We start from the raw sequence: 25,159 nt of genomic DNA on the forward strand, positions 1-25,159 counted from the left end.
TCGTCCCCCGGCATGCTATGGATGGCTCGCCGGTGGTGAGTGAGCAATGAGCGCCGAACAGTCGCCTAAAATCGTGATTGTCGACGAGAGCCCGATCCGGGCCGCTATCCTCCAGGAGGGGCTGCGGGAGGCCGGGTTCACCCAGCTCGTCCATATCAGCGAAATGCAGAGCCTGCTGGCCCGTATTTATGCGGTCGATCCCGACATCATCCTGATCGATCTGGAAAACCCCAGCCGCGACGTGCTGGAAGCGATGTTCCAGGTCAGCCGCGCCGTGCGGCGGCCGATCGCGATGTTCGTCGACCAGAGCGATTCCGCCTCGATCCAGGCCTCGGTGGAGGCGGGGGTGTCCGCCTACATCGTCGACGGATTGAAGAAGGAGCGCATCAAGCCGATCCTCGACCTCTGCGTGTCCCGCTTCAATGCTTTTGCAAAACTCCAGGAGGAGCTGGAGCGCACCAAGTCGCAACTCGAGGACCGCAAGGTCATCGAGAAGGCCAAGGGCATCCTGATGAAGGTGAAAGGCCTCAACGAGGACGAGGCCTACGTGCTGCTGCGCTCCACCGCGATGCGCGAGAAGAAGAAAATCGGCGAGATCGCCCAGTCGATCATCACCGCGTCGGAGATGCTGAAATGACGATCCCCTTGCGCATCGGGTTCATCCCGCTGGTCGATGCCGCCGCGCTGATCGTTGCCGTCGACAAGGGCTTTGCCGCCGCCGAGGGCCTCGACGTCACGCTGGTGCGCGAGGTGTCCTGGTCCAACGTCCGCGACAAGCTCAATATCGGGCTGTTCGACGCCGCGCATCTGCTGGCGCCCGTGGCGATCGCATCCTCGCTCGGGCTCGGCCACGTCAAGGTGCCGATTGCCGCGCCCTTCAATCTCGGCATCAACGGCAATGCGATCACGGTCTCGCCGGCGCTTCATGCGGCGCTGATGGAGGAGATCGACGGCGACCGCTTCGATCCGCTCGTCACGGCGAAAGCGCTGGCGAAGGTGGTCGCCAAACGGCGCAAGGCGGGGGCCGAGCCGCTGACCTTCGGCATGACCTTCCCGTTCTCGACTCACAATTACCAATTGCGGTTCTGGATGGCCGCGGCCGGCGTCGATCCCGACGAGGACGTACGCTTGGTGGTGCTGCCGCCGCCCTACATGGTGGACAGCCTCAAGAGCGGCCATGTCGATGCGTTCTGCGTCGGCGCGCCCTGGAATTCGGTCGCGGTCGATCTCGGCATCGGCCACATCCTGCATTTTGTTTCCGACATTCTCGTGCGTGCCGCGGAGAAGGTGCTGGCGGTCCGCCAGGTCTGGGCCGACAAGAATCCGGATGTGGTCGCGAGCCTGGTGCGCGCGGCGGTGAAGGGCGCCGCATTCATCGAGGATTCCGCGAACCTGACCGAAGCGGCGCAGATTCTGGCGCAGCCCGAGCGGATCGGGGTCGATGCCGAGGTCATCCAGCGCACCCTCACGGGACGCCTGAAGATCTCGCCGGACGGGACCTTCCGCGAAAGCGCTCGCTACCTGCTGGTCGGGCGTGAAGGGGCAGGGCGCCCCGATCCGGTCCAGGCCGCTTGGCTCTATGCTCAGATGGTGCGCTGGGGGCAGACCGCGCTGACACCCGATGGCGTCAGGACCGCCATGGCCGTGTTCAGGCCGGATCTGTACGACGCAGCCCTCGGCCAGCGGCCGCCCACCGAAGCTCCCGCGGCGTTCGGCGCCTTCGCCGGCCCCGCCTTCGATCCCGACAACATTCGGGGGCATCTTGAGGCCTTCGCGGTCGGGCGCTGGAGACCCTGATTCGATCTGCATTGTTTTTGAGCGCGCGGGGCCAGCGGCTAAATTTTGAGCGCGCTGCCCGAATTTCGTGAGAGTTCCCGCCCAGGACTTTGCGGAACTATCCGTAATCATCTGAAAATGCATCGATTTTCAAATCAACGAAGCTGGCACGCAACTTGTATGTTGCAGTGCGGCCAGCCTGTCACAGATGCCTGCTGAGCCAAGTCCCACAGCAACGAAGCTGATTGGACCGTCGGGTAGCGAAGCGGGCTCCAGAGCCAGCTGAGTTCTCGGGGGTCGCACAATTTTCCGTCGATCCACCCAGGTGGCCGCAGGAGCTTCGTTACCGACCATGAAAATCGATACGCTCTCAGTCGACTTTACCGACGAGCAGAAACGCTATCTCGAAGGCTTCACGACCGGTCTGCAGATCAGCCGGGTCGGTCGCGGTCTGGGCGGCGGTGCCGGCAAGGCGAATGCCGAGCCTGTTGGTCCCGATGCTGTGCACATCAAGGCGCAGGACAAGGTCATCGCGTCGGGCAGGAAGCTCGCCGACCAGGAGAAATTCAAGCGCGACGAGCATCCCTTCGATGCCTATCCGCGGCTGCGCCAGCAGGCGGCGGACAACGCGCCCCCGAGCCCTGCGGACAATTTCCGCTGGCGCTATTACGGCATCTTCTACGTCGCGCCGACGCAGGATTCCTACATGTGCCGGCTGCGCATTCCGAACGGCATCATGAAGCACTGGCAGCTGTCGGGCCTCGCCGATCTCGCTGATGAGCTCTGCGGTCCCTACAGCCACGCAACGACGCGATCCAATCTCCAGCTGCGCGAGATCCCGCCGAAGAATGCCGTTCTGCTGATCGAGGGCATCCAGGACCTCGGCCTGTGCTCGCGCGGCTCCGGCGCCGACAACATCCGCAACGTCACGGGCACGCCGACGGCCGGTATCGATCCGCAGGAGCTGATTGATACGCGCCCCTATGCGCGCGAGTGGCACTACCACATCCTCAATGACCGCTCGCTCTACGGCCTGCCGCGCAAGTTCAACGTCGCCTTCGACGGCGCCGGCAAGGTCGCGGTGCTGGAGGAGACCAACGACATCGCCTTCACCGCGTATGAGGTGAAGGACGGGTTCGGCGTCGCGCCCGGCGTGTGGTTCCGCCTCGGCCTCGGCGGCATCACCGGCCACAAGGACTTCGCAAAGTACTCCGGCATCATCGTCAAGCCGGAGCAGGCGACCGCTGTCGCGGATGCCATCGTGCGGGTGTTCACCGAGCACGGCGATCGCACCAACCGTAACAAGGCGCGGCTGAAATACGTACTCGACGCCATGGGCCATGATGCCTTCCTCAAGCTGGTCGAGGAGCGGCTGAAGACGCCCTTTACACGCGTGCCGGAAGAGGCGTTCGCGCCGCGACCTGTGTCGGACCGCATGGCGCATATCGGCGTGCACAAGCAGAAGCAGGACGGCCTCAACTGGATCGGCGTGTCGTTGTCGCTGGGCAAGATGAGCTGCGATCAAATGCGGGGCCTTGCCAAGGTCGCGCAGGATCTCGGCGACGGCGAGATCCGCCTGACGGTGTGGCAGAACCTGCTGATATCGGGCGTGCGCGACGAGAATGTCGAGCTCGCCATCGCCGCGATCAAGCAGATCGGGCTCGCGGTCGAGGCATCGCATATCCGCGCCGGGCTGATCGCCTGCACCGGCAATGCCGGCTGCCGCTTCGCGGCCTCCGATACCAAGCGCAATGCGGCCGAGATCGGCGACTGGTGCGAGCCGCGCGTTGCCATGGACAAGCCGGTGAACATCCACGTCACCGGCTGTCATCATTCCTGCGCGCAGCACTACATCAGCGACATCGGCCTGATCGGCGCGCGCGTGCCTGTGAACGACGAGGACACGGTGGAAGGCTATCACCTCTTCACGGGTGGCGGATTCGGTCCCGATGCCGATGTCGGGCAGGAGGTCTATCACGACCTCAAGGCCGAAGATGCGCCGAAGACCGTCGAGGGCCTGCTCAAGGCCTATATCGCCCACCGCGCTTCGCCCGACGAAACCTTCCTCTCCTTTGTGCGCCGCCATGACGGCGAGACGCTGCGCAAGCTTGCCGATGCACAGGTGTCCGCATGAACCAGATCACGCCTCCACCGAAACTCGACATCATTCCCGCCAGCGCGCCGTTCTCGGACGCGCAGCGTTCCTGGCTGAACGGCTTCTTTGCCGGGCTGCTGTCGCCTGACGTCGCCACGCCGCTGTCGGCCGAACAGGGCGCCGTGGTCATGCAGGCCGGTGACGGCGACGATGGCGAAGCGCCGTGGCACGACCAGACCATGCCGATCGCCGATCGGATGAAGCTCGCCGAAGGCCGCCCCGTGCGTCGCAAGATGATGGCGGCAATGGCGCAGCAGGATTGCGGCCAGTGCGGCTACAATTGCAACGACTATTCGGATGCGATTGCCAACCGCAGCGAAGCGCGGCTCAATCTCTGCGTTCCCGGCGGCAAGGAAACCGCGCGGATGCTGAAGTCGCTGTACGAGGAGCTCGACAAGGCACCCGCAGCCAAAGCGCCCGACAAGGCGGACGCGGTGGCGGCACCCGCCGTGACCGTGACGATTGCCGAGCCCGGCCGCTCCCGTGACAATCCGGTCGCGGCAACCTTCCTGTCACGGCGCCTGCTCAACAAGGGCGCCTCGGAGAAGGAAACCTATCACGTCGAGTTCGATCTCTCCGACAGCAAGCTCGACTACGTCGTCGGTGACAGCTTTGGCGTGTTCGCGCGCAATGACATCGGCCTTGTCGATCAGATCATTGCGCTGCTCGGTGCCTCCCATACGACCAAGATCAACGGCAAGACGCTGCGCGAGGTGCTGACCGACGACGTCTCCCTATCGCCGGCGCCGGACTCGCTGTTCGAGCTGATCTCCTTCATCACCGGCGGCGCGCAGCGCGAAAAGGCGCGGGCGCTGGCGCAGGGCGAGGATCCCGATGGCGATGCCGCCACGCTCGACGTGATGGCGGCGCTGCAGAAGTTTTCCGGCACGCGGCCGCATCCGGAGGCCTTCGTCGAGGCGCTGGAGCCGCTCCAGCCGCGGCTATATTCGATCTCGTCCTCGCACAATGCAACGCCGGGCAAGCTGTCGCTGACGGTCGATTCCGTGCGCTACGTCGTCGGCAAGCGCAAGCGCATCGGCGTGGCCTCGACCTTCCTCGGCGAGCGCATCAAGGAGGGTGACAAGCTCAAGGTCTATGTGCAGAAGGCGCACAATTTCGGCCTGCCCGAGGATCCGAAGACGCCTGTGATCATGATCGGCCCCGGCACCGGTATCGCGCCGTTCCGCGCCTTCCTGCTCGATCGCAAGGCGACCGGTGCGCCCGGCAAGAACTGGCTGTTCTTCGGCCATCAGCGCAGCGATTGCGACTTCTTCTACCAGGACGAACTCAATGCGATGAAGATTTCGGGTCAGTTGACGCGTTTGTCGCTGGCCTGGTCGCGCGACGGCGACAAGAAGTTCTACGTGCAGGACCGCATGCGCGAGGTTGGCCGTGAGCTGTGGACGTGGCTCGCCGAGGGCGCGCATCTCTACATCTGCGGCGACGCCAAGCGCATGGCCAAGGACGTCGAGCGTGCACTGGTCGATATCGTCGCCCAATTCGGCGCGCGCTCGACCGACGAGGCCGTCAGTTTCGTGGCCGAACTCAAGAAGACCGGCCGTTTCCAGGCTGACGTCTACTAAGGCACTGTGAGATTGCCGTGAATCGCCGGGGCGGAGCAACGCGCCGGCGATCGCGGTCTACTGTGCATGGGGTTGTTTTCGGCTCCTTGGGTTTGATGCTCCCAACGTGTCCCGAGTCGGTTCCAGTCGGCTCGGAGTTTAACGAATAAGATTCTCGGAACTCGCCGGCCGAGAGAATTTGTGCCTGCGATCCGGCTCCCTCGGAGAACCAGCATCGCTATTTCCGTGGCCGTCTTGCCGGCCCCCGGGGGTGATCCCTCATACTCCCGCAAATGGGGCGTTGGAGATCGACCATGCGCGAACTATCTGCGGAAGCCAGGCTGCACTTCTACGCGCGCTCGCTCTCGCGCCGGACCGTGGCGAGCGTCCATCATGTCGCGCTCTATGGCGCGTTCGCCGTCATCGCGGCGATCGTGTTCGGCACGCTGTCGGTGCACCCATTCTGATCACGCCCCGCGCTTGAACGGCGCCACTTCGATCCCAGCTTCCTTCAATGCCTGACGCAGCGTGCGCGCGATCTCGACGGCACCTTGCGTGTCGCCATGGATGCACACGGTATCGGCCCGCATCTTGATGATCTTGCCCGTCACCGACACCACCGCGCCATCCTGCACCATGCGCACCACGCGGTCGGCGATTGCCTTGGCATCGTGAAGCACCGCGCCGGGCTTCTTGCGCGAGACGAGGTTGCCGTCGTCCTCATAGGCGCGATCGGCGAACACCTCGTGTACCATCGGCAGGTTGGCGTCTTCACCGGCCTTTACCAGCTTCGAATTGGCGAGCACGACAAAAATGAGATTGGGGTCGACCGCTCTGATGCCGGCGGCGATCGCCTTGGCCGTCATGTCGTCCTCGCAGGCGACGTTGGACAGCGCGCCATGTGCCTTCACATGCGTGACCTTGTGGCCGGCCGCCGTCGCGATCGCCTGCAGCGCACCGATCTGATAGGCGACGAGGTTCTCGATCTCGGAGGCCTTCATGCCCATGATCGGATGCCGGCCGAAGCCGTGCAGGTCGCGGTAGCCGGGGTGCGCGCCGACCGAGACGCCGCGCGCCTTTGCCAGTTCGACCGTCCGGCGCATGATGTCGGGATCACCGGCATGAAAGCCGCAGGCGACGTTGACCGAGCTTGCAAGGTCGATCATGGCGGCGTCGTTGCCCATCTCCCACGCGCCAAAACCTTCGCCGAGGTCGCAGTTGAGATCGATCGTCTTCATGGGGTGCTCTCCACCTTGGGTCGTCTTGTCTTTTACGGCTCCGCCGTGACCTGCCAGGTCCCGGCATCCACGGCGCTCACCGCATAGCCTGCAACGTTGGCATCGCTGAGTGCCTCGATATTGAGTTCGACGGTATCGGACGAGCGCAGCCGATCGGGCAGGTCTTTGATGAGTCGCGCAAACTTGCGCGCCTCGTCCTGCGCTTCCGCCATCGTGACCTCTCGGAAGCGGAACGCCGTTCCCACCGAGGTCTGCGCGAGCCGGCCGACGTCGGCCGTGATGACGGTCGCGATCTTCGGGTAGCCGCCGGTGGTGCCGCGATCCATCATCAATGCGATCGGCGCACCATCGCCGGGCACCTGGATGCTGCCGATGACGGTGCCGTCGGAGACGATGTTGTGGCCGTGCAGATGCTTGATCGCGGGCCCCTCGAGCCGGTAGCCCATGCGGTCGGAGGTCGCCGAGATCTTCCACTCGCTGTCCAGGAACAGCGCCTTGTTGGCGTCGTCGAACTCGTCGTCCTGCGGTCCCAGCAGAACGCGGATCGGGCCGCTCACCGGCTTCGGCAGTTCGATGCGCAACTCGGGCGCGCCGCTCGCGGCATCGACATTGAACTCGTCGCCGGCCTGGAGCGGGCGCGGGTAGGGGCTGCCAAGGCCCGCGCGTGCATTCACCGCAAGGCTGCCGAACACCAGCTCGCCCTTGATGGCGCCTTCGATTGCGAGATAGCTGAATGCACCGCCGCGGGCAAAGCCCAGCGTCAGCGTCTCGCCGTCCTTCAGCGTCACCGATGTATCGATGGCGACCGGCCGTCCGGCGATGTCAGCATTGCGCGGCGCGCCTGATATCGCGACGCGCACGGCGCCGTCGCGGGCGGTGAAGGAGGCGCCGAACGGGCCGATCTCGACAGCGGCGGCGAACGGCTCGTTTCCGACCAGCGTATTCGCGGCCGCAAGCGACAGCCGGTCCATGGCGCCGCTGACCGTCAGGCCATAGCGCTGCGCGCCATGGCGGCCGCCGTCCTGGACGGAGCTTGCAGGCCCGATGGAGGCGACGACGAGCCGGCTCATGCCGTCACCTGCTCGGCGACGATCTCGCCGGCTTCGGCGGCGCGGTCGAGTTCCCCGAAAGTCTTGTGGTCGATGGCGAAAAACGTCACGCGATCACCAGGTTCAGTGAGGAACGTCGGATTTCGGTGGAGCTGATAGGTCCGCACTGGCGTGCGGCCGAGCAGGTGCCAGCCGCTCGGCGCGGCCAGGCACTGGATGCCCGCCTGGATGCCGCCGATCGAGATCGTGCCGGCAGGCGTCAGCAGCCGCGGAGATTGCCGCCGCGACATCTGCAGGGATTTGTCGAGGCCGCTGAGGTAGGACCACCCCGGGGTGAATCCGATCATGGCAACCCGATAGTCGCCGCCGGAATGGCAGGCGATGATGTCGTCGGGCGTGGTGTTCAGTGCCTTGGCGACATCCTCCAGATCTATGCCGTGCTCGCCGCCATAGGCGACGGGAATGCGCCAGCGCCGCGCCTTGGTGGCCGGCGGCAACGGCTGGCTGGCGATCGGGAGAATCTTGTCGCCGAGCGCCTCGAAGCCGATGGTGCCGGGATCGTAATGCACCAGCAGCGAGCGATAGGTCGGCACGGTTTCGGTGATGCCGTCGATGGGGTTTGCCGCCAGCGCCTTGTCGAGCGCGAGCACGCGCTCGTTGGCGGCGTCGTCGATGGTGCGGCTGAACTCGACCGTGACGGCACTGTCGCCACTGGGCAGAAGGCGGGGCGGGGGAAGCGTCGCGGCCATGAGTTGTCGAAATCGGGCTGCTGGAGAAACGCGGGCTCATCCTTGAGTTCCGCGCTGTCCTGCTTCGCGTAAATGCGCCCGCAAGTCCAATAAATTAATGCAGGGGGCCGCGATAAAGCCTTGTTATCGCGTCGCATAACTGCGCTGCACCCCTGCATTTCCAGTGCCGTCTTGGCCCTTGACGGCAAGCCCCCGGCTCGCAAGATGCGCGGCGTTCTTTCCCGCCCATCCGGAGCTCGTTTTCGTCCATGTCGCTGTCCCCCGAAGCCCGCAAGACCCTCGCCGGCATCACCACTGCCACCATCACCACGGTCCTGCTGAAAAAGGGCCTGCGCAACATCTGGATGCGCGGCGCGCGCCCGCTGCGCCCGGGCATGCCGCGTCTGGTGGGGCCGGCCTTCACGCTGCGCTTCGTGCCGGCGCGCGAGGACCTGGCGACCCCGGAATCCTGGTCGTCGCCGATCTCGACCCGTACCGCGATCGAGGCGATGCCGGAGGGATGTATTGCCGTGGTCGACGCCATGGGCATCACCGACGCCGGCATCTTCGGCGACATCCTCTGCGCCCGCATGATGAAGCGCGGCGTGACCGCGCTCGTCACCGACGGCGTGGTGCGTGACGTCGAGGGCGTGCTCGGCACCAACCTTCCGGTGTGGTGCGACGGCTATGCCGCGCCGCCCTCCGTGGCGGGCCTCACCTTCGTCGGCTGGGGCGAGCCGATCGGCTGCGGCGGCGTCGCCGTATTCCCGAACGACATCGTGGTCGCCGACCAGGACGGCTGCGTGCTGATCCCGCAGGCGATGCTCGACCACGTGCTCAACGAGGGCGTCGAGCAGGAGCGGATGGAAGCCTGGATCGTCAACGAGGTGAACAACGGCGCCGTGCTGCCGGGCCTCTATCCCATGAATGCCGAGACCAAGGCGCGCTACGCCGCCAGCAAGAAGTAACCAGAACAGAAGCGAGGATACCCCCATGGAGATCACTGTCGCAGGCACGCGGCCGACCCGCCGCGCGCCCAAGGAACACTTCACCGGCACCGTGTTGCAGGACCCCGTGATCATGGCGCCCGCGCCGGCGCGGCTGAACTGCTCGCGCGTGTCGTTCGAGCCCGGCGCACGCACCAACTGGCATCACCATCCGCTCGGGCAGACGCTCTACGTGATTTCAGGCGTGGGTCGCGTCCAGACCAAGGGCGGCCCTGTCAAGGAAATCCGTCCCGGTGACACCGTCTGGATTCCCCCGGGCGAACTGCACTGGCATGGCGCCACGCCTGACAACGGCATGTGCCACATCGCCATGCAGGAAGCGCTCGACGGCGCGTTCTCGACCTGGCTGGAGCCGGTCACGGACGCAGAGTACGGCGCGCCGCTGGGCTAGCTGTCGTGCCCCGGATGCAATGCAGCGCGTGGGCGGTGCATTGCTGATCCGGGGCCGAGATCTACTGCCGCTCCGCGGTCCATGTGCCCGTGCACATGGCACCGCGCCAGGTGCCGGAGCCGGACGTGCCGCTCAGCCGGCCGAACCCGACTGCTCGCTTGATCCCGGTGCTCAGAGTGACGTTGATGTTGCCGGCATCGGCCACCCGGCCCGACGCCGTCACCATGGCGCTGCTCGAGGCGATCTGCCCGTTGTTGATGCCTATCGAGACGGTCGCGCCGTTGCCGCAGGTCTCACTCGACGACGAGATCCGCACGTTCCATGCGCCGTCGAAAGTGCTGGCGTTCGCCTGCGCGGCCGGCAATGCGATGGCGACGATGGTGGCGAAAAGACACTTGCGAAAACCGTTCATGGCACGCCCCTTTGGTTGAGCCTGGAGGGATCGTGTCACGGGGGAGGGGCGGGCGATGTGAGAGGTGTCACGCCCCAAGAGGGCTCTGTGACGTAGCGCACCTTGGGTCAGTTCTTGATCCGATCGACGAGACGGGCGAGCAGGCGGGCTTTTCGGGGGGGCGGGCGGCGGCTCCCGCTCTACCGCTGGCTCGGTCGAAACGGAGGCTTCCTCTGTCACCGAAAGCCTGCACAGCCCCAATCCGAGATCGCGCCTGGCCTTCTTCGTCCGACCGCCGGCAGCGGGATTGAGTGAGCTCCCGCTGCCGCAGCGTCTTGCGCAGTCCTAGGGGAGGACCGGCGGATGATACGTAAACGTCGACATCAGGATCGCCGCCACGATCATCACGATCGGAAAATGGATCAGGAACTGGATCGACGTGTAGCCGATCAGATCCTTCGACTTCAATCCGAGGATCCCGAGCAGCGGCAGCATCCAGAACGGGTTGATGAAGTTCGGCAGCGTTTCGGCGATGTTGTAGACCATGACGGTCCAGCCTAGATGTGCCCCGACCGAATTTGCCGCCTTCATGATGTAGGGCGCTTCGATGATCCATTTGCCGCCGGCGGATGGAATGAAGAAGCCCAGGACGGCCGAATAGATGCCCACGAGGAAGGAGAAGACCGTCGTGCTGGCCGAGGCATCGACGAACCAGTGCGCAATGGTGTCCGACAGCGTCACGCCTTTGGCGTTCGGCACCTTGGTGAGCATCTGGGCGATGCCGGCATAGAACGGAAATTGCAGCAGCACGCCCGACACGCTCGGCATCGCCTTGGAGAACGCTTCGAGCAGGCTGCGGGGACGCCAGTGCAAGAGGATGCCGAGGATCAGGAAGACGAAGTTGTAGGTGTTCAGGCCCGACAGTGTGATGAGCGGATTGCCGGACTGGAATGTCTGCCACAGCCAGCCAAGGGCGAGGACGACGATCAGGATGGTCAGGATCGGGCTGAATTCGAGGAAGTCGCCGGGCCGGGCGGGAGCCTTCGGCTTGATCGTGTCGTCTTCAAGCGACACGCCGAGATCCTGCGCGGTCCTGGTCCCGGCCGCGTTCGGCGCGGTCAGATAGCAGATGACGGCCGACACGACCGTCACGAGGATCGTCGTGACCAGATTTTGCCAGGTCAGGATCGTCTCTGAAAATCCGATGACGCCGGTGATCGGCAGCAGCGAACTCGGAATGCTGGCGGCGTTGGCCTGAAGCTGCGCGGCCGACGAGGTGATGCCGAGCGTGAAGCCGCAGCCGAGGCCGAGATAGCCGGCAGCGCCAGCGGCCCGGTAGTCGAGCTTGATGTCCGTGCGCCGCGCGATCTCGCGGACCAGCAGGCCGGAGAAGATCAGGCTCAGGCCCCAATTGACCAGCGACAGGAGAATGCTGAGCACTCCGACGAACACCACGGCGCCGCGCCCGGTGGAGGGCACGGCGGCCAGGCGCCGCAGCGCGGCCGCGATCGGTGGCGACATCGCCACGACGTAGCCGCCGATCGCGACCAGGGCCATCTGCATCGTGAATGGAATGAGATTCCAGAAGCCGTCGCCGAACGCTCGGCTGACGGCGAGCGGGGAGCCGCCATGCACGATGGTGCCGATCGCAATCGCGATCACGGCGATCAGCACGAAGACATAGGCGTCCGGAAACCAGCGCTCGGAGAAGACCACGAGGCGTTGCGAGAATCTCGCCAGCAGATTGGTCTCGGTTGATGCGCTCCCGTTGAGAGAGTCGCCGGATACAGTCGTCATTGTCAGCCCCCAATTTTGCAGTGTTGGTCGTGGTTGAAAGTCATGCTGCGTGGTCAGAGCGCGAGCGTGAGCTCGGAGAGCGGGACCGCCTGGCAGGTCAGGCAGTGCTCGGTCGAGCTGTCGCCGCCGCCGAGCTGCGCGACGCGACCATCGACGATGCGCATGGCGCAGCTCTCGCACTGGCCGACGCGGCAGCCGCTGGGCAGCGGCACACCCGCGGCGTGTGCGGCATCGAGCAGCGTGCCCAGTTCGGGCGACCAGACGAAACTCCTGTCGCTGCCGGCGAGGTGAACCGTCTGCGGCTCCAGCGTCGCAGGCACTTCGGGCGGCGATACGAAGGCTTCCGCAAAGATGTCGAAGCGGGGAACTCCGCGCTCGACAAGTTGCGTGGCGGTCGAAGACGTGAAGCCCGCCGAGCCGCAGAGATAGGCAAGGGGACTTTTGGAGAGCAATGGATCGATCGCGGACAGGTCCAGCCGGCCGGCATGGTCGTAGTTGTCGTGCAGCCGGTCGGATGGGCGAGGTGCCGTAAAGGCCGTAATGAGCTTCAACTGCGGCAGCAGCGCCGGGAGCTCCCGAAGCCGCGCGGCGAAAGGATGCTCGTTGCCGTCGCGGCAGGTGTGGATCAGCAGGACGTCCTTGACGCGCTCGGCCGGTGCCATGGCCAGCAGCGCCTCCAGATGACTCATGAATGGCGTGATACCGATGCCGGAGGCGAGAAAGATCAGAGGTCGATCTCCACGCAATGGCGGGGTGAAGATCCCGCCGGGAGATTCGAGCTGGACCTCGTCGCCGATCGCGAGGCGATGAATGTGTTCGGAGAGATGAAGGCCGCTGTCGGAAGGCTGCTTCTTGACCGCGACGGACAGCACGTTGTTGCCGCCGTGCCCGGTCAATGAGTAGGCCCGGGCGATGTTCACGCCCGGCAAATTCAGCAGGACGTGCTGCCCCGGCCGGTACGCGGGAAGCGCATCGCCGTCCTTCGGAGCAAGGTCGATCGCGACGACGTCATCGGCCTCGCGGCGGACGCTCGCGACTGAGAATGTGCGCCGCCCGGTCCAGCGCCCGCGGTTTGCGGCCTGGTCGCGCCTGATGTCACAGAGCGTGGCGCGCAGAGGAACCGAGCCGCTGACCGGGTCGCGCGACGCGTCGCTCAATGCGTCGTTCATGTTCGACGTCGCGGCGCCGGCGGACGGCGTCAGGTTGAGTCCAAGCGGCGGACAATCCTCCCACCAGCCGAACTCGGCCAGCACGACGCGGTCGTCGAGCGCGTCGTTCAGGCGGACCCGGAGTCTGACTTGACCGGATGGGGTTTCGACGATCGCCCAATCGCCGTCTTCAAGGCCCTGCCGCGTTGCGAGCGTCGTGCTGATCTCGACGGCGGGGTCGGGGGCTTTCTTGCGAAGCGATGCCACGTGCCGATGCGAGCTGTGGACGAACCAGCCGCTCTTGGCGGTCGTCAGCACCAGCGGAAACCGCTTGCCCGAATTCGTCGCCATCGGGCTCTCGGCCGGTTCGACGTGGCCTGCGAGCGGCGCATAGCCATGGTCGAGCATCAGCTCGGAATAGATCTCAACGCGCTGCGTCGGCGTCGCGAAACCGGCGATCGTCCCATCGCCCTTCTTGTCGGCGTATTTTTCGTGGTGGAACGGCTGAGGACAGCGCATGCCCTCGGGCTGCTTACGCAAGTCGTCGACAGTGATGCCGAGAGGCGCCAGTTGATGATTCCAGCCGGCGTGGATGTCGCCCCCGAAGAATTGCTCCGCCATCCCCATGCGCACGGCCAATTCCGCGACGATCTCGTAGTCGGCCTTGCTCTCGCCGTGCCGGGGCAGCATCTGCGGCCGGAACTGGATCGTCTCGACGGCCTCCTGCGTGATCTCGAAGCCGATCTTCAGCGCATCGCGTTCCCAGGGCATGCCGGCCGGCAGCACGATGTCGGCATTCTCCGCAGTCGGGTTCATGAACATGTCGACATGCACATGGAAGTCGAGCGCGCGCAGCGCCTCGCGATTGCGCGAGGAGTGTCCCTGCGACACCACGAAGTTGGTGCCGAAGCTCATCAGCGCGTTGACGCGGTAGGGCTCGCCCTCGAGCACCGCGCGGCTGAAATCGCGCGCCGTGATCCACCCGCGGCTCGGCGGTCCCAGCGGCAACTCGTCGAGGCCCAGCGCCTTCCCCTTCTGGCCCGGCGGCAGCAGGCTGATATCGTTGACCGCGCGTGTCGGTGGCGGGACTGGCCAGACATTGCCGCCGGGCCGGTCGCAGGCACCGGTGAGCGCGTAGAGAGTCGCAATGGCCCGCTCGGTGGCGGTCGCGTTGGTGTGCTGACCCACGCCGGTCCACGAATGATAGGCGAGCTTCGGACTGTTCTCGAACAGTGCGCAGAACGCGACGACTTTCGATTCGTCGAGCCAGGTGGTCGTGGCGACGCTGGACGTCGTGTAGGAGTCAGCCTCGGCGGCGAGCCGCGAGAAAGCGGTTCTCGCGGCGATCACGCGTCCGCCGATGCCATCAAGCGTTGCCTCCGCGTCGAGGACGCAATTGGTCGGTTCGAGCACCTCGACGCGCGGGTCGTGCGGTCGCGCCTTGCCGGATTGATCGATCGCGACGAGCGCGTCCGGCGACTGATCCGGCCACAGCTCGGTTGCCCGGACGAAACGTCCGGTGTGCGTGTCGACCAGAAACGGGCCGTTGGTCCAGCGCGTGACGAAATCCTGATCGTACGTGCCGGTTGCAATAAGATGCCGGATCGCCGCCATCGCAAGCGCACCGTCAGCGCCGGGACGGATACGCAGCCAGAGATCGGCCTGCTGTCCGGATCCATTCGGCTTGGGATCGACGACGGCCACGCGCGCGCCGCGACGGCGCGCGTCCGCAACGCGGGTGGCCTGCGCAAGCCAGGTCCTTGCAGGATTGTGTCCCCAGAGGACGATCACGTCGGCCTTGTCATAGTCGGGAAAGCCGATGCCGCGGCCGAACGTGAGCGCGTGGGCGAAATCCTTGTGCCAGCCGCAGACTTCGACGGCATAGATCAGATTGGGACTGCCGAAGCATCGGATGAACCGCTCGACCCATTCGAAACTGTCGACCATGGGGGTCCCGCTCGGCGTCGTGACCGCGAACGCAACGGCTTCCGCGCCCGCGGTGCCGCGGATCCGCCCGAGCTGCTCGACGATCTCGCCGAGAGCCTCGTCCCACGAAATCCGGACCCAGCCCGGGTCGGCGGCATCGCGCGGTGCCGTGCGGCGGAGCGGGTGAGTCAGGCGGCGCGGGCTATGCACCATCTCGGGCGCGGCGCGGCCCTTCGAGCACAGCGCGCCGCCGGTAGGGTGCCCCGGCGCATTCTCGACCGCGATCATGCGGCCGTTCTCGACCACGGTCGTCGAACCGCACCGCGAACGGCAGAGCGTGCAATAGCCGGGATAGCGTTCTGCCATGGACAGCCCAAGAGTAGCGCATTATAGTAGCGCGCTACATGCTGGACGGCGGCATCTTTCTGGTCAAGTGCATTTTTTGAGCTGTGCTGATAGATCGGGCGGCAGTCGCGAGTCGGAGGAGACATGGACCAGAATCTGCGCGAACAGGTCGTGCAGCAGGTGCGCGCGGAGATCATTTCTGGTCAGAGCATGCCGGGCACGATGTATTCGGTGCCGACCTTGGCGGCGAGCCTTGGCGTGTCGTCGACGCCGGTGCGGGAAGCCCTGCTGGAGTTGAGCCGGAGCGGGCTGATCGAACCCGTCCGCAATCGTGGGTTCAGGGTTGTCGAGCCCACCATGACGGAGCTTCGCAATCTGTTCGATCTGCGGGACGTGCTCGAGCTCCATGCCGCGTCGTTGGTCGCGCGCAAGCCGGACAAGGATCTGAGTGAGCTTTATCCGTGGGCCGAAGCCATCGCACGCGCGGTCAGGACCGAGGATATCGGGCTCTACATCGAGGCGGACCGAACCTTCCATCGCTTGCTGACGGACGCCGCCGATAATCCTCGCCTGACCGAGATGGTGATGGGATTGCGTGACCAGATGCGGCTGTACGGGATCAATTCACGCGCGGGCCTCGCGCGTCAGAATGACTCTGCACCCGAACACTTCCGGATCATCGAGCTGGCAAGCGCGGGCAAGGAAGAAGCGCTCACCAATCTTCTGCGCCATCACATCCGCGCCTGGGAACCGATCTTCGTCGAAGCGCTCGCCCAGGTCGGAGCTGGCCGTGAACCGATCGCTGCCGCGCGCAAGCGGCAGCTCTCGTCGACCTGATTCAGTTCACCCGCGTCCAGGTCTGGCCGCCGCAGAACATGCCGCCGAAGGCGCAGCCCTGCACGCGGAGCCGATCCGTGCCCTTCATCGCGATCGTCGAATCGTAGGTCGACCCGGTGTTGGGATCGAGGATGCGGCCGGACCATTTCTGCTCCTTGCCGGGCTTCATGTTGATCAGGACCTGCTCGCCGTTCTGGTTCGATTTGCTGTCGACTGAATAGCCGCAGAGATTGTTGCCGCACTGCTCGATGCGGACCTTGCCTTCCTTTTCCTCGGTGAGCCAGATGCCGAGCGGTGAGTTGAGATCGCGCGTCGGTGCGGCTGCGGGCGCCGGCGGGGCGACGGCGGCGGACTGAACCGGGGCGGGCGCAGCAGCAGGTGCCGGAGCGGGGGGCGGTGCCGGCGGCGCGGCGGCCACTGTGGGGGCTGGCGGTGGAGGCGGTGCGGGCGGCACCGCGGCGACCGTCGGGGCAGCGCTTGGAGCCGGTTGAGGCGGTGGCACAAGCGCGTCTTGAGCCGGGGTGTTTGCAGTCGCGGCCGGGGGCGCCGGCGGAGCCGCGGCCACAGGCGCTTGGACCGGGGGCTGCGCGGCCGCCGGAGCCGCAGCGGCAGGTGCGGGTGCGGGTGCTGGTACGGGATCAGCCGGTGTCTGCGGATCGGCCTTGGCCTGTTGAGGTGCTTGTGGGTCCGCTTTCGGCGCACCCTTGGCATCGTTCTTGGTCTTCTTCGCCTTGCCCTGGCCGGTGTTGTCGTACACGCCGGGGATCTGCACCGTGCCACGGTCTGGATCGATGCGTATGGTGCGCCCGCCATATTCGAACGTGTACTGCGCCTGGGCAGCTGTGCTTGCCAAAAGGAATGCGGCCGCGGCCAACAGCTTCCTCATTTCCATCTCCTGAACAGGTGGTCCCCGCACCGACGCTTACGCCCCGGTCCGATCGCAAAAAGTGATCTAGATCACTGTTGTCCGTATGAGTCGTCCTCCGGTGGTTCCGGGTTCAATACGCTCGGAGCGGGTCCAAAGTTTGGCCAGGGCAAGCGGCAGGAGGACGCAGCCTAGTCGAACCAGGCGGCGTAGATCTTCCTGTAGCTGCCGTCCTCCATGGAGATGTGCAGCCACTGGTCGACGAAGGCCTTCAGCGCCATGTCGCGCTGGAGCCAATAGGCCTTCTCGGAGAAGTCGAACGGCTTTTCGGGATGCACCGCACAGAGCACGCCGGAATGCTGCTTCTGCTGGTAGCGGGTTTCGGAGGCGTCCGTCATCATCAGGTCGGCATTGCCCTTGGCGATCTCGTCGAAGATCACGGTGTTGTCGGGGAACACGGTGATGTCGGCGTCCTTGATGTTTGCACGTGCAAAGCGCTCATTGGTGCCGCCGGGATTGACGATCACCCGGGTGCCCTTCTTGTCGATGTCGGGAAGCGTCTGGTATTTGCCGACGTCGGCGCAGCGCGTGATCGGCGTCTTGCCCTCGCGCATGATTGGCGTCGAGAAGAAGCCTTTCTTCTGCCGGTCGAGCGTGACCGACACGCCGCCCATGGCGATGTCGAACTGGTCGGCCTCGAAATCCTTCATCAGCTTCGGCCAGGCCGTCGGTACGAATTCGACCTTGACGCCGAGCGCCTTGCCGAGGGCTTCCGCCATGTCGACGTCGAAGCCGCTGAACTGCTGGGTGGCCTTGTCGAGATAGGTGAACGGCTTGTAGTCGCCGGTCATGCCGACGCGCAACGTGCCGCGCTTCATGATCTCGTCGAGGCGCGAGGGCGCCTGCTGTGCGTGGGCCGAAAGGTTTGCCAGCAACGCCACGGCCAAAGCCGCCAGAATTCGAACAGGCATTCGAACGATCATCTCTTTTCCACCCCTGCGCGAGCTGTCATTGTTGCAGCTCGTCAGAGGTGGATTTAGACCAGACGCCAGCCGCTGGCGAGATGGAATTGAGAGGAATTTTGACGTGACGATCTCGATGTACGAGGCCTCGGTCGGCCTCTTCGTGCCGTACCTGCGCAACCTGTCCGCACTGCTCGACAAGGGCGTTGCCTACGCCGAGGCCCGCAAGTTCAATCCTGCCGTTCTGCTGGGGATGCGGCTGTCGCCGGACATGTACGATCTGGCCCAGCAGATCGGCGAAGCCTGCCGCCACGCAACGGTCGCGCCGGCCCTGCTGGCGGAGCGCGAGCCGGTGGCGCTGCCGGCGCTGGAACACGACATGGCCGGGCTTCAGGCGCGCATCGCGACGTCGATCGAGTTCATCGAAAGCCTGCCGCGCGCCGCGATCGATGGCGCGGCGGAGCAGCAAGTCTTCTTCAGGCTGAAGAACGGGACCGAGCTGCCCTTTACCGGGCGGACGCTGCTGCTGACCTTCAGCGTCCCGCAATTCTTTTTTCACGTCACGACAGCCTACGACCTGTTGCGGCACGCAGGCGTCGAGCTCGCGAAGAAGGATTATCTGGGAAGGAAGTGATCCCTAGGCTTCGCCCTTGCGCTCGTAGTCGGCGAGCGAGCTGCGGCCGGCGATCTCGCTGCGCAGCAGCTCGAAACGCCGATGGGCTTCGTGCTCGTGCGCGTCGACGAAATGCACGGCGGCTTCGCTCGTCATCGGGCCGCTGATCACGGGCGCGGATTGCTCGCCGATGGTCTCGTGGACGTAGTACTGGTCGTCGTCGCCGCGATGGACCGTCCATTTCAGGCGGATCGCCACCATCGGCCCGGGGCCGACCTTGCTGTAGCCGTCGGCGTCGATATGCTCCGGCACCAGCGGCTGCTCTTCGACCACCACGGGATGCTCGTCGATGACTGCATGATGTTCTTCATGCTCTTCGGCCGGCTGCTCACCGACGACGACGTACTCGGTCTCGCGGATGATTTCGGTTTCGCGGACGACGAGAGCCGGCTCGGGGTGCTCCAGGATGCTGGCGATGGTCGCCAGCGCGTGGTCGGTCGGGTCGATCTCTGACAAGGGTCCATCCTCCAGCTCGACGCGGCCGGCAAGTCTGTCCCCTGCCGCCGCGGCCGGGCTTATTACGCGGGTTTGATTAAGGCTGAGTTTGGGCTCGATGTGCACCAAAATGGGACGCATTCAGGCGTTCCGAAGGCGGGCAGATGGGCCCGCCTTCGGGTTTGCCTTAGCCTAGCACGTCCTGGTTGATGATGTTCTGCCGGATGGGATCGCCGTCCAGCACACTCAGGATGTTGCGCGCGGTCTGCTCGCTCATGCGGCTGACCGCCTCGACGGTAACGCCGGCCACATGCGGAGCCATGATCACGTTGGGCAGCGCGAACAGCGGGTTGCTGACCGGCGGCGGCTCCACCTCGAACACGTCGATGCCGGCGCCGGCGAGCTTGCCGGAGACCAGCGCGTCGTACAGTGCCGCTTCCTTCACGATGCCGCCGCGCGCTGTGTTGATGAGATAGGATTTCGGCTTCATCCGGCCGATCCGCGCCGCGTCGAACAGGCCGATGGTTTCCGGCGTCTTTGGGCAGTGGATGGTAACGAAATCGGCGTTGGGCAGCGCGGCGTCGAGATCGGCGACCGGCTCGCAACCGGCGGCCTTGATCTCGGCGGCGGGCTTGTAGGGATCGTAGACCTCGACCTTCATCTCCATCGCCTGGCAGCGCTTGGCGGTGCGGGTGCCGATGCGGCCGAAGCCGATGATCAGAACCGTCTTGCCGTAGAGATCGAACGGCAGCATGCCGAGTCGGCCCGCCCATTTGCCGTCCTTGACGCAGGCGTGCATCTCATTTGCGCGCTTGGCCAGCGTCAGCATCATGAACAGTGCCTGCTCGGCGACCGAAGGCGAGTTCGCGCTGCCGGCGACCATCAACGGCACCTTGCGGCGGGAGAGGGCGGGCACGTCGACGGCGTCGTAGCCGACGCCAATGCGGGTGACGACCTTCATGTCCCCGGATGCCTCGAGCTCGGTCTCGCCGAAGGCGGTGGCACCGAGCGCGACGCCATGGACCGGCGCATGGCTCTTCAGCAAGGCCTCGAAGTCCTTCGCCGAGATCAGGTTCGGAAACTCGACGAGCTCGATATCGTCCCGCTGGGTGAGGAGGGCGCGTGCCCCTTGCGACAAAGTTTGTGTAACGAAAATCTTCTTCTTGTTGGTCGCCATCGCTCCCCGCCTGCTTCAAGTTTCTTGAGCCGGCGTCACAACACGACGCCGGTCTCCTCGTTTAGCAGGTGCATGTTGTTGAGGTCCATCGCCAAACGCATGGGAGCCCCGTCCGCAGCGCCGGCATTGGGATCGACGCGGCCGCAGACGGGGGTGCCGTCGAGAACGAAATAGACCAGCGTCTCCATCCCCATCGGCTCGGTGACGTCGAGCACGGTGTCGAAGGTTTCCTCGCCAGGCTCGAGGTGCGCATGCGCCTCGGTGAGATGTTCGGGCCTGATGCCGAGCAGCAGCTTGTCGGTGCGCGGCAGTGCGTTGTAGCGCGCCGCGCGGGCCGGCGGCAGCGGGAAGGCGATGCGGTCGGAGAGGCGGATCTGAAGCGTGCCGCCGGCCTCCTCGAGCCGGCACGGGATGAAGTTCATCGCGGGGGAACCGATGAAGCCGGCGACGAAGCGCGTCGCGGGCTTGTGATAGAGCTCGTTCGGTGTCCCGATCTGCTCGATGCGCCCCTTGTTCATCACCACCACGCGATCGGCCAGCGTCATCGCCTCGACCTGGTCGTGGGTGACGTAGACGGTGGTGGTGCGCACCTTCTGGTGCACCTTCTTGATTTCGATCCGCATCTGCACGCGCAGCTTGGCGTCCAGATTGGACAGCGGCTCGTCGAACAGGAAGACCTTCGGGTTGCGAACGATGGCCCGGCCCATGGCGACGCGCTGGCGCTGGCCGCCGGACAACTGCTTCGGCTTGCGGTCGATCAGGTCGGTGATGTCGAGCAGGCGGGCGGCTTCCGTCACCCGCGCCTTGATCTCGGCCTTCGGATAGTGCTTCAGGCGCAGTCCGAACGACATGTTCTCCGCGACCGTCATGTGCGGATAGAGCGCGTAGTTCTGGAACACCATCGCGATGTCGCGGTCCTTCGGCGGCACGTCGTTGACGACGTCGCCGCCGATCATGATGTCGCCGTCGGTGATGTCCTCTAGTCCTGCGATCATCCGCAGCGTCGTCGACTTGCCGCAGCCGGAGGGGCCGACCAGCACGATGAACTCATGGTCTGAAATGTCGAGATCGATGCCGCGCACGGCTTCGACGTCGTCATAACGCTTGATGACTTTCCGCAGAGCAACTTCGGCCATACGATATCAACCCTTTGTCGCGCCGGCGGTCAGGCCGGCAATGTAATAGTCCATCAGGAAGGCGTAGATGATCAGCGGCGGGGCCGCGCCGAGCAGTGCACCGGTCATGATCTGCCCCCAATTGAAGACATCGCCCTTGATCAGCGTGCTGGTGATGCCGACCGGAAGCACGAACTGGTCGACGGATGTCGTCAATACCAGGGGATAGAGGAATTGTGCCCAGGATACGGTGAAGGCGAAGATCGTCGCCGCGATCAGGCCGGGAAGCGCAACCGGGATGAAGATCCGCGTCAAGGTCTGGAGCCAGGAAGCGCCGTCGATGATGGCGGCCTCGTCGAGTTCTTTCGGGATCGAGGCGAAATAGCCGATCATGATCCAGGTGCAGAACGGTACGGTCAGCGTCGGATAGATGAGCAGCAGCACATACCATCTGTTGAGCAGGGGGATCCCGGTGAAGTCCTGGATGACCGCAAGCATCTTGAACAGTGGAATGAACAGGAGGCTGTCCGGAATGAGGTAGGTGAGGAAGACTCCGGTCGCAAGCGTCGTTGATCCCCAGAACTTCATCCGCGCCAATGCGAAGGCGGCAGGGATGCTGATCAGCATGGTGATGGTCACGACCACGATCGAGACGATCGCAGAATTCCAGAAGAAGCGCAGGAACTGGCTGGACGTGAGAAGCTCGGCGTAGTTCGACAAGGTGGGGTGAAACACCCACCAGGGGTTGGTGGCGGCCGAAATCTCCGCGCTGCCTTTCAAGGAGGTAATCAGCATGTAGATCGGCGGGATGAGCGAGAAGATCGCAAACAGCCCCAGAAAGAAATAGGACCATCGCAGGGCCCAGGTGCGATCCCGACTCATGCTGCCCAGTTTGCGGCGCGGCCCGGCCTTGTCGATTGCAAGCGTGCTCATCAGGCTTCGTTCCCGCGTTTGGAGACATCGCGCAGGATGAAGATCGCTGCGACGGCAAGGATCGGCACCATGAAGAGCGAGACGCAGGCGCCGAGCGGAATGTCGCTGCTCTGGATGCCGACCTGGAATGCCCACGTGGCGAACAGATGCGTCGTGTCCAGCGGGCCGCCGGATGTCAGGATGCGCACGATGTCGAAATTGGCGAACGTCACGATCAGCGAAAACAAGGTGGTGATGGCGATGATGTTGCGCATCATCGGCAGCGTGATGAACCAGATCCGCTGCCACCAGTTGGCGCCGTCGATGGCGGCGGCCTCGTAGAGCTGGTCGGGCACCGACTTCAGCGCCGCCAGATACATGATCATGAAGAACGGCGCCCCGTACCAGACATTGACGAGAATGATGGAGAAGCGCGCCCAGAAGGCATCGCCGAGCCAGGGAATGGGACCGATGCCGAAGAACGAGAGCGTGTAGTTGAAGGCGCTGTAGGACGGATCGAACAGCCAGAGCCATGCGAGCGTGCTCATCGCAGGCGGTATCACCCAGGGCACCAGAAGCATGCCGCGCCATTTGCGCTGGCCCTTGGCCGGGATGTTGTGCACGAGATGTGCGACGATGAAGCCGATCATCGCCTTGAAGATGACGGCGGTGATGGCGAAGATGCAGGACTGCTTCACCACCATCCAGAACGTCTCGCGCTTGAACAGGAAGGTGAAGTTGTCGAAGCCCACGAACTTCTGCATCGACTTGTTGAGGGTCGCCAGGTGGACAGAGTAGAGCGCTGGATAAAGCACGAGCATCGCGATCAGGAGGATCAGCGGCAGCGTCAGGAAGAACGCCACGGTCGATTTGCGCCCGAGTGCATTTTGCAGACTGGCCCGCTTGCGCGGGCCGGCAGCACGGGCGAGGCGACCTTGCTCAACGACGATATCGGCCATTACGTCAGCCTTTTTCGAAGGATGTGGAGAGGCGAAGCCGGCGCAACGGTCGGCTCCAGTCGAGATAGGAGCGCAGCCCCGGCGGCTCACGCGAGCATGCGCGAACCGCCAAGGCACACACCCGGCATCAGCTCCGCATGAAGCCTTCGCACTCGCCCTCGGCCCAGGCGAGCGCGGTTTCCATCTTCTCGCCTTGTGCGTGACGCAGGGCCAGTTTGGTCAACGTCGCCTGGAAGTAGATCTGCTGCGCGATCTTGGGCGGCGCAGGCGATGCGGCGATCGACAGCGTCTGCTGCTTATACGGGTCCGGATAGTGGAAGAGCGTACCCTTGGGCGGCCCTTCTTCGGCCCAGGTCTTCAACTTGGTCGTGTTCGCATAGGCCGGGAGATCGTAACCGCCGCTCACCGCGACGAACTTCTCGATCGACGACGGTTGCGACAGATGCGTGAGCAGGCTCTTGGCCGCTTCCTTGTTCTTGCCGAAGCTCCAGACACCCCAGAAATAGGGCAGGTAGGGTGCGAAACGTCCTTTCGGGCCGGAAGGGAAGCCGTGCGTCCAGCACTGCTCGGCCACCTGCGGCGCGTCGCGCTTGGCGACGGCCCAGGCGCTGGGCGGGTTCATGATGAGCGCACCCTTGCCGGAGACCAGCCATTTGTTGTTGGAGGCATCGTCCCAGGACGGCGCGTCGGGAGGCAGGAAGGAAATCAGCTTCTTGTAGTATTCCAGAGCTTGTCGCACCGCGTCCGTCTTCACGGTGATATCGCCCTTGGCATTGACGAGGTCGGCCCCGAACGACTGGAAGATCGCCCCGGCCGTGTCGACGCTGTCGGTGGTCTCGCCCAAGCCGATGCCGAACGGAAAGCCAGCCTTGTGGCAGGCTTCCGCCGCCTTCAGAAATGTCTCCATGTTCCAGTTGTCGGCTTTGGGCGGGCTTCCTGCCGGGTACATCTCCTGAACGTCGATGTTGGCATATTTCTTCATCAGGTCGATGCGGGAGCAGGGGCCCTTGATCTGACTGCCCGGCGTCGCGGGGACCGCGAGCCATTTGCCGCCGGACTGGCCGAGATATTTGACGGTGCCGTTGACCTCGCCGTTCTGCTTGATGAGCGGCTCCATCACATCGTTGAGCGGCTCGAGTTGCTCGGCATAGGCCTGCGGCCACCATGATGGCATCTGGAGAATGTCGTGACCGGACTTGGCCTGGGCCTCGGCTGCGGCGGTCAGTTCGATCTTCTTGTTGTTGCTGGTGATGTAGTCGATCGAGACCTCGACCTTCTCCTTGGCCGCCCATTCGTTGACGAGGTCGGTGGAGGCCTTGTTGGCACCTGGCACCCAATGGTCCCAGAAGCCGATCGAGAGTTTGCCGGCGGCGTAGGCGCCCCGGACGTAGGGCGCCGCGATCAGCGCCGTGGAGGACATTGCAGTGGCAGCCACAAATTGACGTCGCGTCAGTGTTTTGCGTGACATCTCGTTTCCTCGCTTGGGTGTTTTATTGTTCTGGCGTTTCCTTTGACTTCCCGAGTTTGCTTGTTGCTTTTGTTGTTGGCGTTTCTTCGTGCCGTTTCTTGTCGATGCCGTCACCGCGCGGCAAATCGCGCGAGGCGCAGCAAATTGGTAGCGCGATCAGATCATGATTGATCGCGTCTGTCGAGGAAGCCGAACGCGCTTCGTATAGAACTAACGTTGTGGCCGGGAGTGCGGCAGAGCTCG

Annotated in this window: 23 protein-coding genes; 9 read left to right on the forward strand and 14 right to left on the reverse strand. The window is 64.6% G+C overall.

Annotated elements, in window-relative coordinates; genetic code table 11:
* The first annotated feature begins 46 nt into the window (after positions 1–46).
* The 5 genes from FNV92_RS17705 to FNV92_RS17725 all read left to right on the forward strand — a co-directional run bounded on the left by FNV92_RS17705 (position 47) and on the right by FNV92_RS17725 (position 5,960).
* On the forward strand, positions 47–637 hold the full coding sequence (locus FNV92_RS17705) for an ANTAR domain-containing response regulator (protein WP_015686026.1): 591 nt from the start codon (positions 47–49) through the stop codon (positions 635–637).
* On the forward strand, positions 634–1,797 hold the full coding sequence (locus tag FNV92_RS17710) for a CmpA/NrtA family ABC transporter substrate-binding protein (protein WP_143845483.1): 1,164 nt from the start codon (positions 634–636) through the stop codon (positions 1,795–1,797). The genes FNV92_RS17705 and FNV92_RS17710 overlap by 4 nt, the downstream gene beginning before the upstream one ends.
* 331 nt (positions 1,798–2,128) lie before the next feature.
* Complete coding sequence (locus FNV92_RS17715; RefSeq protein WP_143845481.1) at positions 2,129–3,910, forward strand: NirA family protein; 1,782 nt, start codon at positions 2,129–2,131, stop codon at positions 3,908–3,910.
* Positions 3,907–5,514 (forward strand): sulfite reductase subunit alpha, encoded by a 1,608-nt coding sequence (locus FNV92_RS17720; protein ID WP_143845479.1) that lies wholly within the window; start codon positions 3,907–3,909, stop codon positions 5,512–5,514. Before FNV92_RS17715 ends, FNV92_RS17720 begins: the two co-directional genes overlap by 4 nt.
* A gap of 293 nt (positions 5,515–5,807) precedes the next feature.
* On the forward strand, positions 5,808–5,960 hold the full coding sequence (locus FNV92_RS17725) for a hypothetical protein (RefSeq protein WP_168213664.1): 153 nt from the start codon (positions 5,808–5,810) through the stop codon (positions 5,958–5,960).
* Here the strand turns inward: FNV92_RS17725 and FNV92_RS17730 are convergent, their stop codons facing one another.
* From FNV92_RS17730 to pxpB, 3 genes are read right to left on the reverse strand one after another with little or no spacing between them, the layout of a single operon-like run.
* Positions 5,961–6,731 (reverse strand): LamB/YcsF family protein, encoded by a 771-nt coding sequence (locus tag FNV92_RS17730; protein ID WP_143845475.1) that lies wholly within the window; start codon positions 6,729–6,731, stop codon positions 5,961–5,963. It abuts the gene before it with no gap.
* A 32-nt stretch (positions 6,732–6,763) separates the two neighbouring features.
* A complete protein-coding gene (locus tag FNV92_RS17735; protein ID WP_143845473.1) occupies positions 6,764–7,801 on the reverse strand; it encodes a 5-oxoprolinase subunit C family protein in 1,038 nt (345 codons plus the stop codon).
* A complete protein-coding gene (gene pxpB / locus FNV92_RS17740; RefSeq protein ID WP_143845471.1) occupies positions 7,798–8,529 on the reverse strand; it encodes a 5-oxoprolinase subunit PxpB in 732 nt (243 codons plus the stop codon). The genes FNV92_RS17735 and pxpB overlap by 4 nt, the downstream gene beginning before the upstream one ends.
* Positions 8,530–8,777: 248 nt before the next feature.
* On the opposite strand from pxpB, the gene FNV92_RS17745 reads away from it, so the two are divergent.
* Both FNV92_RS17745 and FNV92_RS17750 read left to right on the forward strand, forming a co-directional pair.
* Positions 8,778–9,476: a ribonuclease activity regulator RraA gene (locus tag FNV92_RS17745; RefSeq protein ID WP_015686034.1), complete on the forward strand. Its 699-nt coding sequence runs from the start codon at positions 8,778–8,780 to the stop codon at positions 9,474–9,476.
* A 25-nt stretch (positions 9,477–9,501) separates the two neighbouring features.
* On the forward strand, positions 9,502–9,906 hold the full coding sequence (locus tag FNV92_RS17750) for a (R)-mandelonitrile lyase (RefSeq protein WP_143845469.1): 405 nt from the start codon (positions 9,502–9,504) through the stop codon (positions 9,904–9,906).
* A 61-nt stretch (positions 9,907–9,967) separates the two neighbouring features.
* On the opposite strand, the gene FNV92_RS17755 is transcribed toward FNV92_RS17750, so the two are convergent.
* The 3 genes from FNV92_RS17755 to FNV92_RS17765 form a co-directional block, all read right to left on the reverse strand.
* Positions 9,968–10,318, reverse strand: a complete 351-nt coding sequence (locus FNV92_RS17755) for a hypothetical protein (protein ID WP_143845467.1) — start codon at positions 10,316–10,318, stop codon at positions 9,968–9,970.
* A 324-nt stretch (positions 10,319–10,642) separates the two neighbouring features.
* On the reverse strand, positions 10,643–12,094 hold the full coding sequence (locus tag FNV92_RS17760; protein ID WP_015686037.1) for a short-chain fatty acid transporter: 1,452 nt from the start codon (positions 12,092–12,094) through the stop codon (positions 10,643–10,645).
* A 53-nt stretch (positions 12,095–12,147) separates the two neighbouring features.
* Positions 12,148–15,534 carry a molybdopterin-dependent oxidoreductase gene (locus FNV92_RS17765; protein ID WP_143845465.1) on the reverse strand — a complete coding sequence of 1,129 codons (3,387 nt, stop codon included), beginning with the start codon at positions 15,532–15,534 and terminating at the stop codon, positions 12,148–12,150.
* A 123-nt stretch (positions 15,535–15,657) separates the two neighbouring features.
* Here FNV92_RS17765 and FNV92_RS17770 point away from each other — a divergent pair, with 123 nt between their 5' ends.
* Complete coding sequence (locus FNV92_RS17770) at positions 15,658–16,350, forward strand: GntR family transcriptional regulator (protein ID WP_015686039.1); 693 nt, start codon at positions 15,658–15,660, stop codon at positions 16,348–16,350.
* A 1-nt stretch (position 16,351) separates the two neighbouring features.
* Here FNV92_RS17770 and FNV92_RS17775 read toward each other — a convergent pair whose 3' ends face one another.
* Positions 16,352–17,236 (reverse strand): DUF2147 domain-containing protein, encoded by an 885-nt coding sequence (locus tag FNV92_RS17775; RefSeq protein WP_143845463.1) that lies wholly within the window; start codon positions 17,234–17,236, stop codon positions 16,352–16,354.
* A gap of 170 nt (positions 17,237–17,406) precedes the next feature.
* The gene (locus tag FNV92_RS17780; RefSeq protein WP_015686041.1) at positions 17,407–18,186 is read right to left on the reverse strand and encodes a transporter substrate-binding domain-containing protein; all 780 of its coding nucleotides are present in this window, start codon (positions 18,184–18,186) and stop codon (positions 17,407–17,409) included.
* 127 nt (positions 18,187–18,313) lie between these two features.
* Here FNV92_RS17780 and FNV92_RS17785 point away from each other — a divergent pair, with 127 nt between their 5' ends.
* Positions 18,314–18,811: a DUF1993 domain-containing protein gene (locus tag FNV92_RS17785; protein ID WP_143846289.1), complete on the forward strand. Its 498-nt coding sequence runs from the start codon at positions 18,314–18,316 to the stop codon at positions 18,809–18,811.
* A gap of 3 nt (positions 18,812–18,814) precedes the next feature.
* On the opposite strand, the gene FNV92_RS17790 is transcribed toward FNV92_RS17785, so the two are convergent.
* The 6 genes from FNV92_RS17790 to FNV92_RS17815 form a co-directional block, all read right to left on the reverse strand.
* Positions 18,815–19,306, reverse strand: coding sequence for a hypothetical protein (locus FNV92_RS17790; RefSeq protein WP_168213663.1), 492 nt, complete (start codon positions 19,304–19,306; stop codon positions 18,815–18,817).
* Between the two features lie 166 nt (positions 19,307–19,472).
* The gene (locus FNV92_RS17795) at positions 19,473–20,462 is read right to left on the reverse strand and encodes a hydroxyacid dehydrogenase (protein WP_143845461.1); all 990 of its coding nucleotides are present in this window, start codon (positions 20,460–20,462) and stop codon (positions 19,473–19,475) included.
* Between the two features lie 35 nt (positions 20,463–20,497).
* Entirely contained in the window at positions 20,498–21,598 is a 1,101-nt protein-coding gene (locus FNV92_RS17800; RefSeq protein ID WP_143845459.1) for an ABC transporter ATP-binding protein, read from the reverse strand.
* Positions 21,599–21,604: 6 nt separating this feature from the next.
* Complete coding sequence (locus FNV92_RS17805; protein ID WP_015686046.1) at positions 21,605–22,510, reverse strand: carbohydrate ABC transporter permease; 906 nt, start codon at positions 22,508–22,510, stop codon at positions 21,605–21,607.
* A complete protein-coding gene (locus FNV92_RS17810) occupies positions 22,510–23,448 on the reverse strand; it encodes a carbohydrate ABC transporter permease (protein ID WP_015686047.1) in 939 nt (312 codons plus the stop codon). The genes FNV92_RS17805 and FNV92_RS17810 overlap by 1 nt, the downstream gene beginning before the upstream one ends.
* Before the next feature lie 127 nt (positions 23,449–23,575).
* Positions 23,576–24,916, reverse strand: a complete 1,341-nt coding sequence (locus tag FNV92_RS17815; RefSeq protein WP_041748307.1) for an ABC transporter substrate-binding protein — start codon at positions 24,914–24,916, stop codon at positions 23,576–23,578.
* Positions 24,917–25,159 lie beyond the last annotated feature (243 nt).

The organism is Bradyrhizobium cosmicum (assembly GCF_007290395.2).
Classification (GTDB): Bacteria; Pseudomonadota; Alphaproteobacteria; order Rhizobiales; family Xanthobacteraceae; genus Bradyrhizobium; species Bradyrhizobium cosmicum.

What these genes read in the sequence shown, in the direction of transcription:
- FNV92_RS17760 (WP_015686037.1), bottom strand. Translation starts at nt 12,094, where the DNA reads ATGACGACTGTATCCGGCGACTCTCTCAACGGGAGCGCATCAACCGAG.
- FNV92_RS17815 (WP_041748307.1), bottom strand. Translation starts at nt 24,916, where the DNA reads ATGTCACGCAAAACACTGACGCGACGTCAATTTGTGGCTGCCACTGCA.
- FNV92_RS17750 (WP_143845469.1), top strand. Translation starts at nt 9,502, where the DNA reads ATGGAGATCACTGTCGCAGGCACGCGGCCGACCCGCCGCGCGCCCAAG.
- FNV92_RS17735 (WP_143845473.1), bottom strand. Translation starts at nt 7,801, where the DNA reads ATGAGCCGGCTCGTCGTCGCCTCCATCGGGCCTGCAAGCTCCGTCCAG.
- FNV92_RS17780 (WP_015686041.1), bottom strand. Translation starts at nt 18,186, where the DNA reads ATGCCTGTTCGAATTCTGGCGGCTTTGGCCGTGGCGTTGCTGGCAAAC.
- FNV92_RS17770 (WP_015686039.1), top strand. Translation starts at nt 15,658, where the DNA reads ATGGACCAGAATCTGCGCGAACAGGTCGTGCAGCAGGTGCGCGCGGAG.
- FNV92_RS17785 (WP_143846289.1), top strand. Translation starts at nt 18,314, where the DNA reads ATGTACGAGGCCTCGGTCGGCCTCTTCGTGCCGTACCTGCGCAACCTG.
- FNV92_RS17720 (WP_143845479.1), top strand. Translation starts at nt 3,907, where the DNA reads ATGAACCAGATCACGCCTCCACCGAAACTCGACATCATTCCCGCCAGC.
- FNV92_RS17715 (WP_143845481.1), top strand. Translation starts at nt 2,129, where the DNA reads ATGAAAATCGATACGCTCTCAGTCGACTTTACCGACGAGCAGAAACGC.
- FNV92_RS17810 (WP_015686047.1), bottom strand. Translation starts at nt 23,448, where the DNA reads ATGGCCGATATCGTCGTTGAGCAAGGTCGCCTCGCCCGTGCTGCCGGC.
- FNV92_RS17725 (WP_168213664.1), top strand. Translation starts at nt 5,808, where the DNA reads ATGCGCGAACTATCTGCGGAAGCCAGGCTGCACTTCTACGCGCGCTCG.
- FNV92_RS17765 (WP_143845465.1), bottom strand. Translation starts at nt 15,534, where the DNA reads ATGGCAGAACGCTATCCCGGCTATTGCACGCTCTGCCGTTCGCGGTGC.
- FNV92_RS17730 (WP_143845475.1), bottom strand. Translation starts at nt 6,731, where the DNA reads ATGAAGACGATCGATCTCAACTGCGACCTCGGCGAAGGTTTTGGCGCG.
- FNV92_RS17775 (WP_143845463.1), bottom strand. Translation starts at nt 17,236, where the DNA reads ATGAGGAAGCTGTTGGCCGCGGCCGCATTCCTTTTGGCAAGCACAGCT.
- FNV92_RS17745 (WP_015686034.1), top strand. Translation starts at nt 8,778, where the DNA reads ATGTCGCTGTCCCCCGAAGCCCGCAAGACCCTCGCCGGCATCACCACT.
- FNV92_RS17705 (WP_015686026.1), top strand. Translation starts at nt 47, where the DNA reads ATGAGCGCCGAACAGTCGCCTAAAATCGTGATTGTCGACGAGAGCCCG.
- FNV92_RS17800 (WP_143845459.1), bottom strand. Translation starts at nt 21,598, where the DNA reads ATGGCCGAAGTTGCTCTGCGGAAAGTCATCAAGCGTTATGACGACGTC.
- FNV92_RS17805 (WP_015686046.1), bottom strand. Translation starts at nt 22,510, where the DNA reads ATGAGCACGCTTGCAATCGACAAGGCCGGGCCGCGCCGCAAACTGGGC.
- FNV92_RS17755 (WP_143845467.1), bottom strand. Translation starts at nt 10,318, where the DNA reads ATGAACGGTTTTCGCAAGTGTCTTTTCGCCACCATCGTCGCCATCGCA.
- FNV92_RS17795 (WP_143845461.1), bottom strand. Translation starts at nt 20,462, where the DNA reads ATGGCGACCAACAAGAAGAAGATTTTCGTTACACAAACTTTGTCGCAA.
- pxpB (WP_143845471.1), bottom strand. Translation starts at nt 8,529, where the DNA reads ATGGCCGCGACGCTTCCCCCGCCCCGCCTTCTGCCCAGTGGCGACAGT.
- FNV92_RS17710 (WP_143845483.1), top strand. Translation starts at nt 634, where the DNA reads ATGACGATCCCCTTGCGCATCGGGTTCATCCCGCTGGTCGATGCCGCC.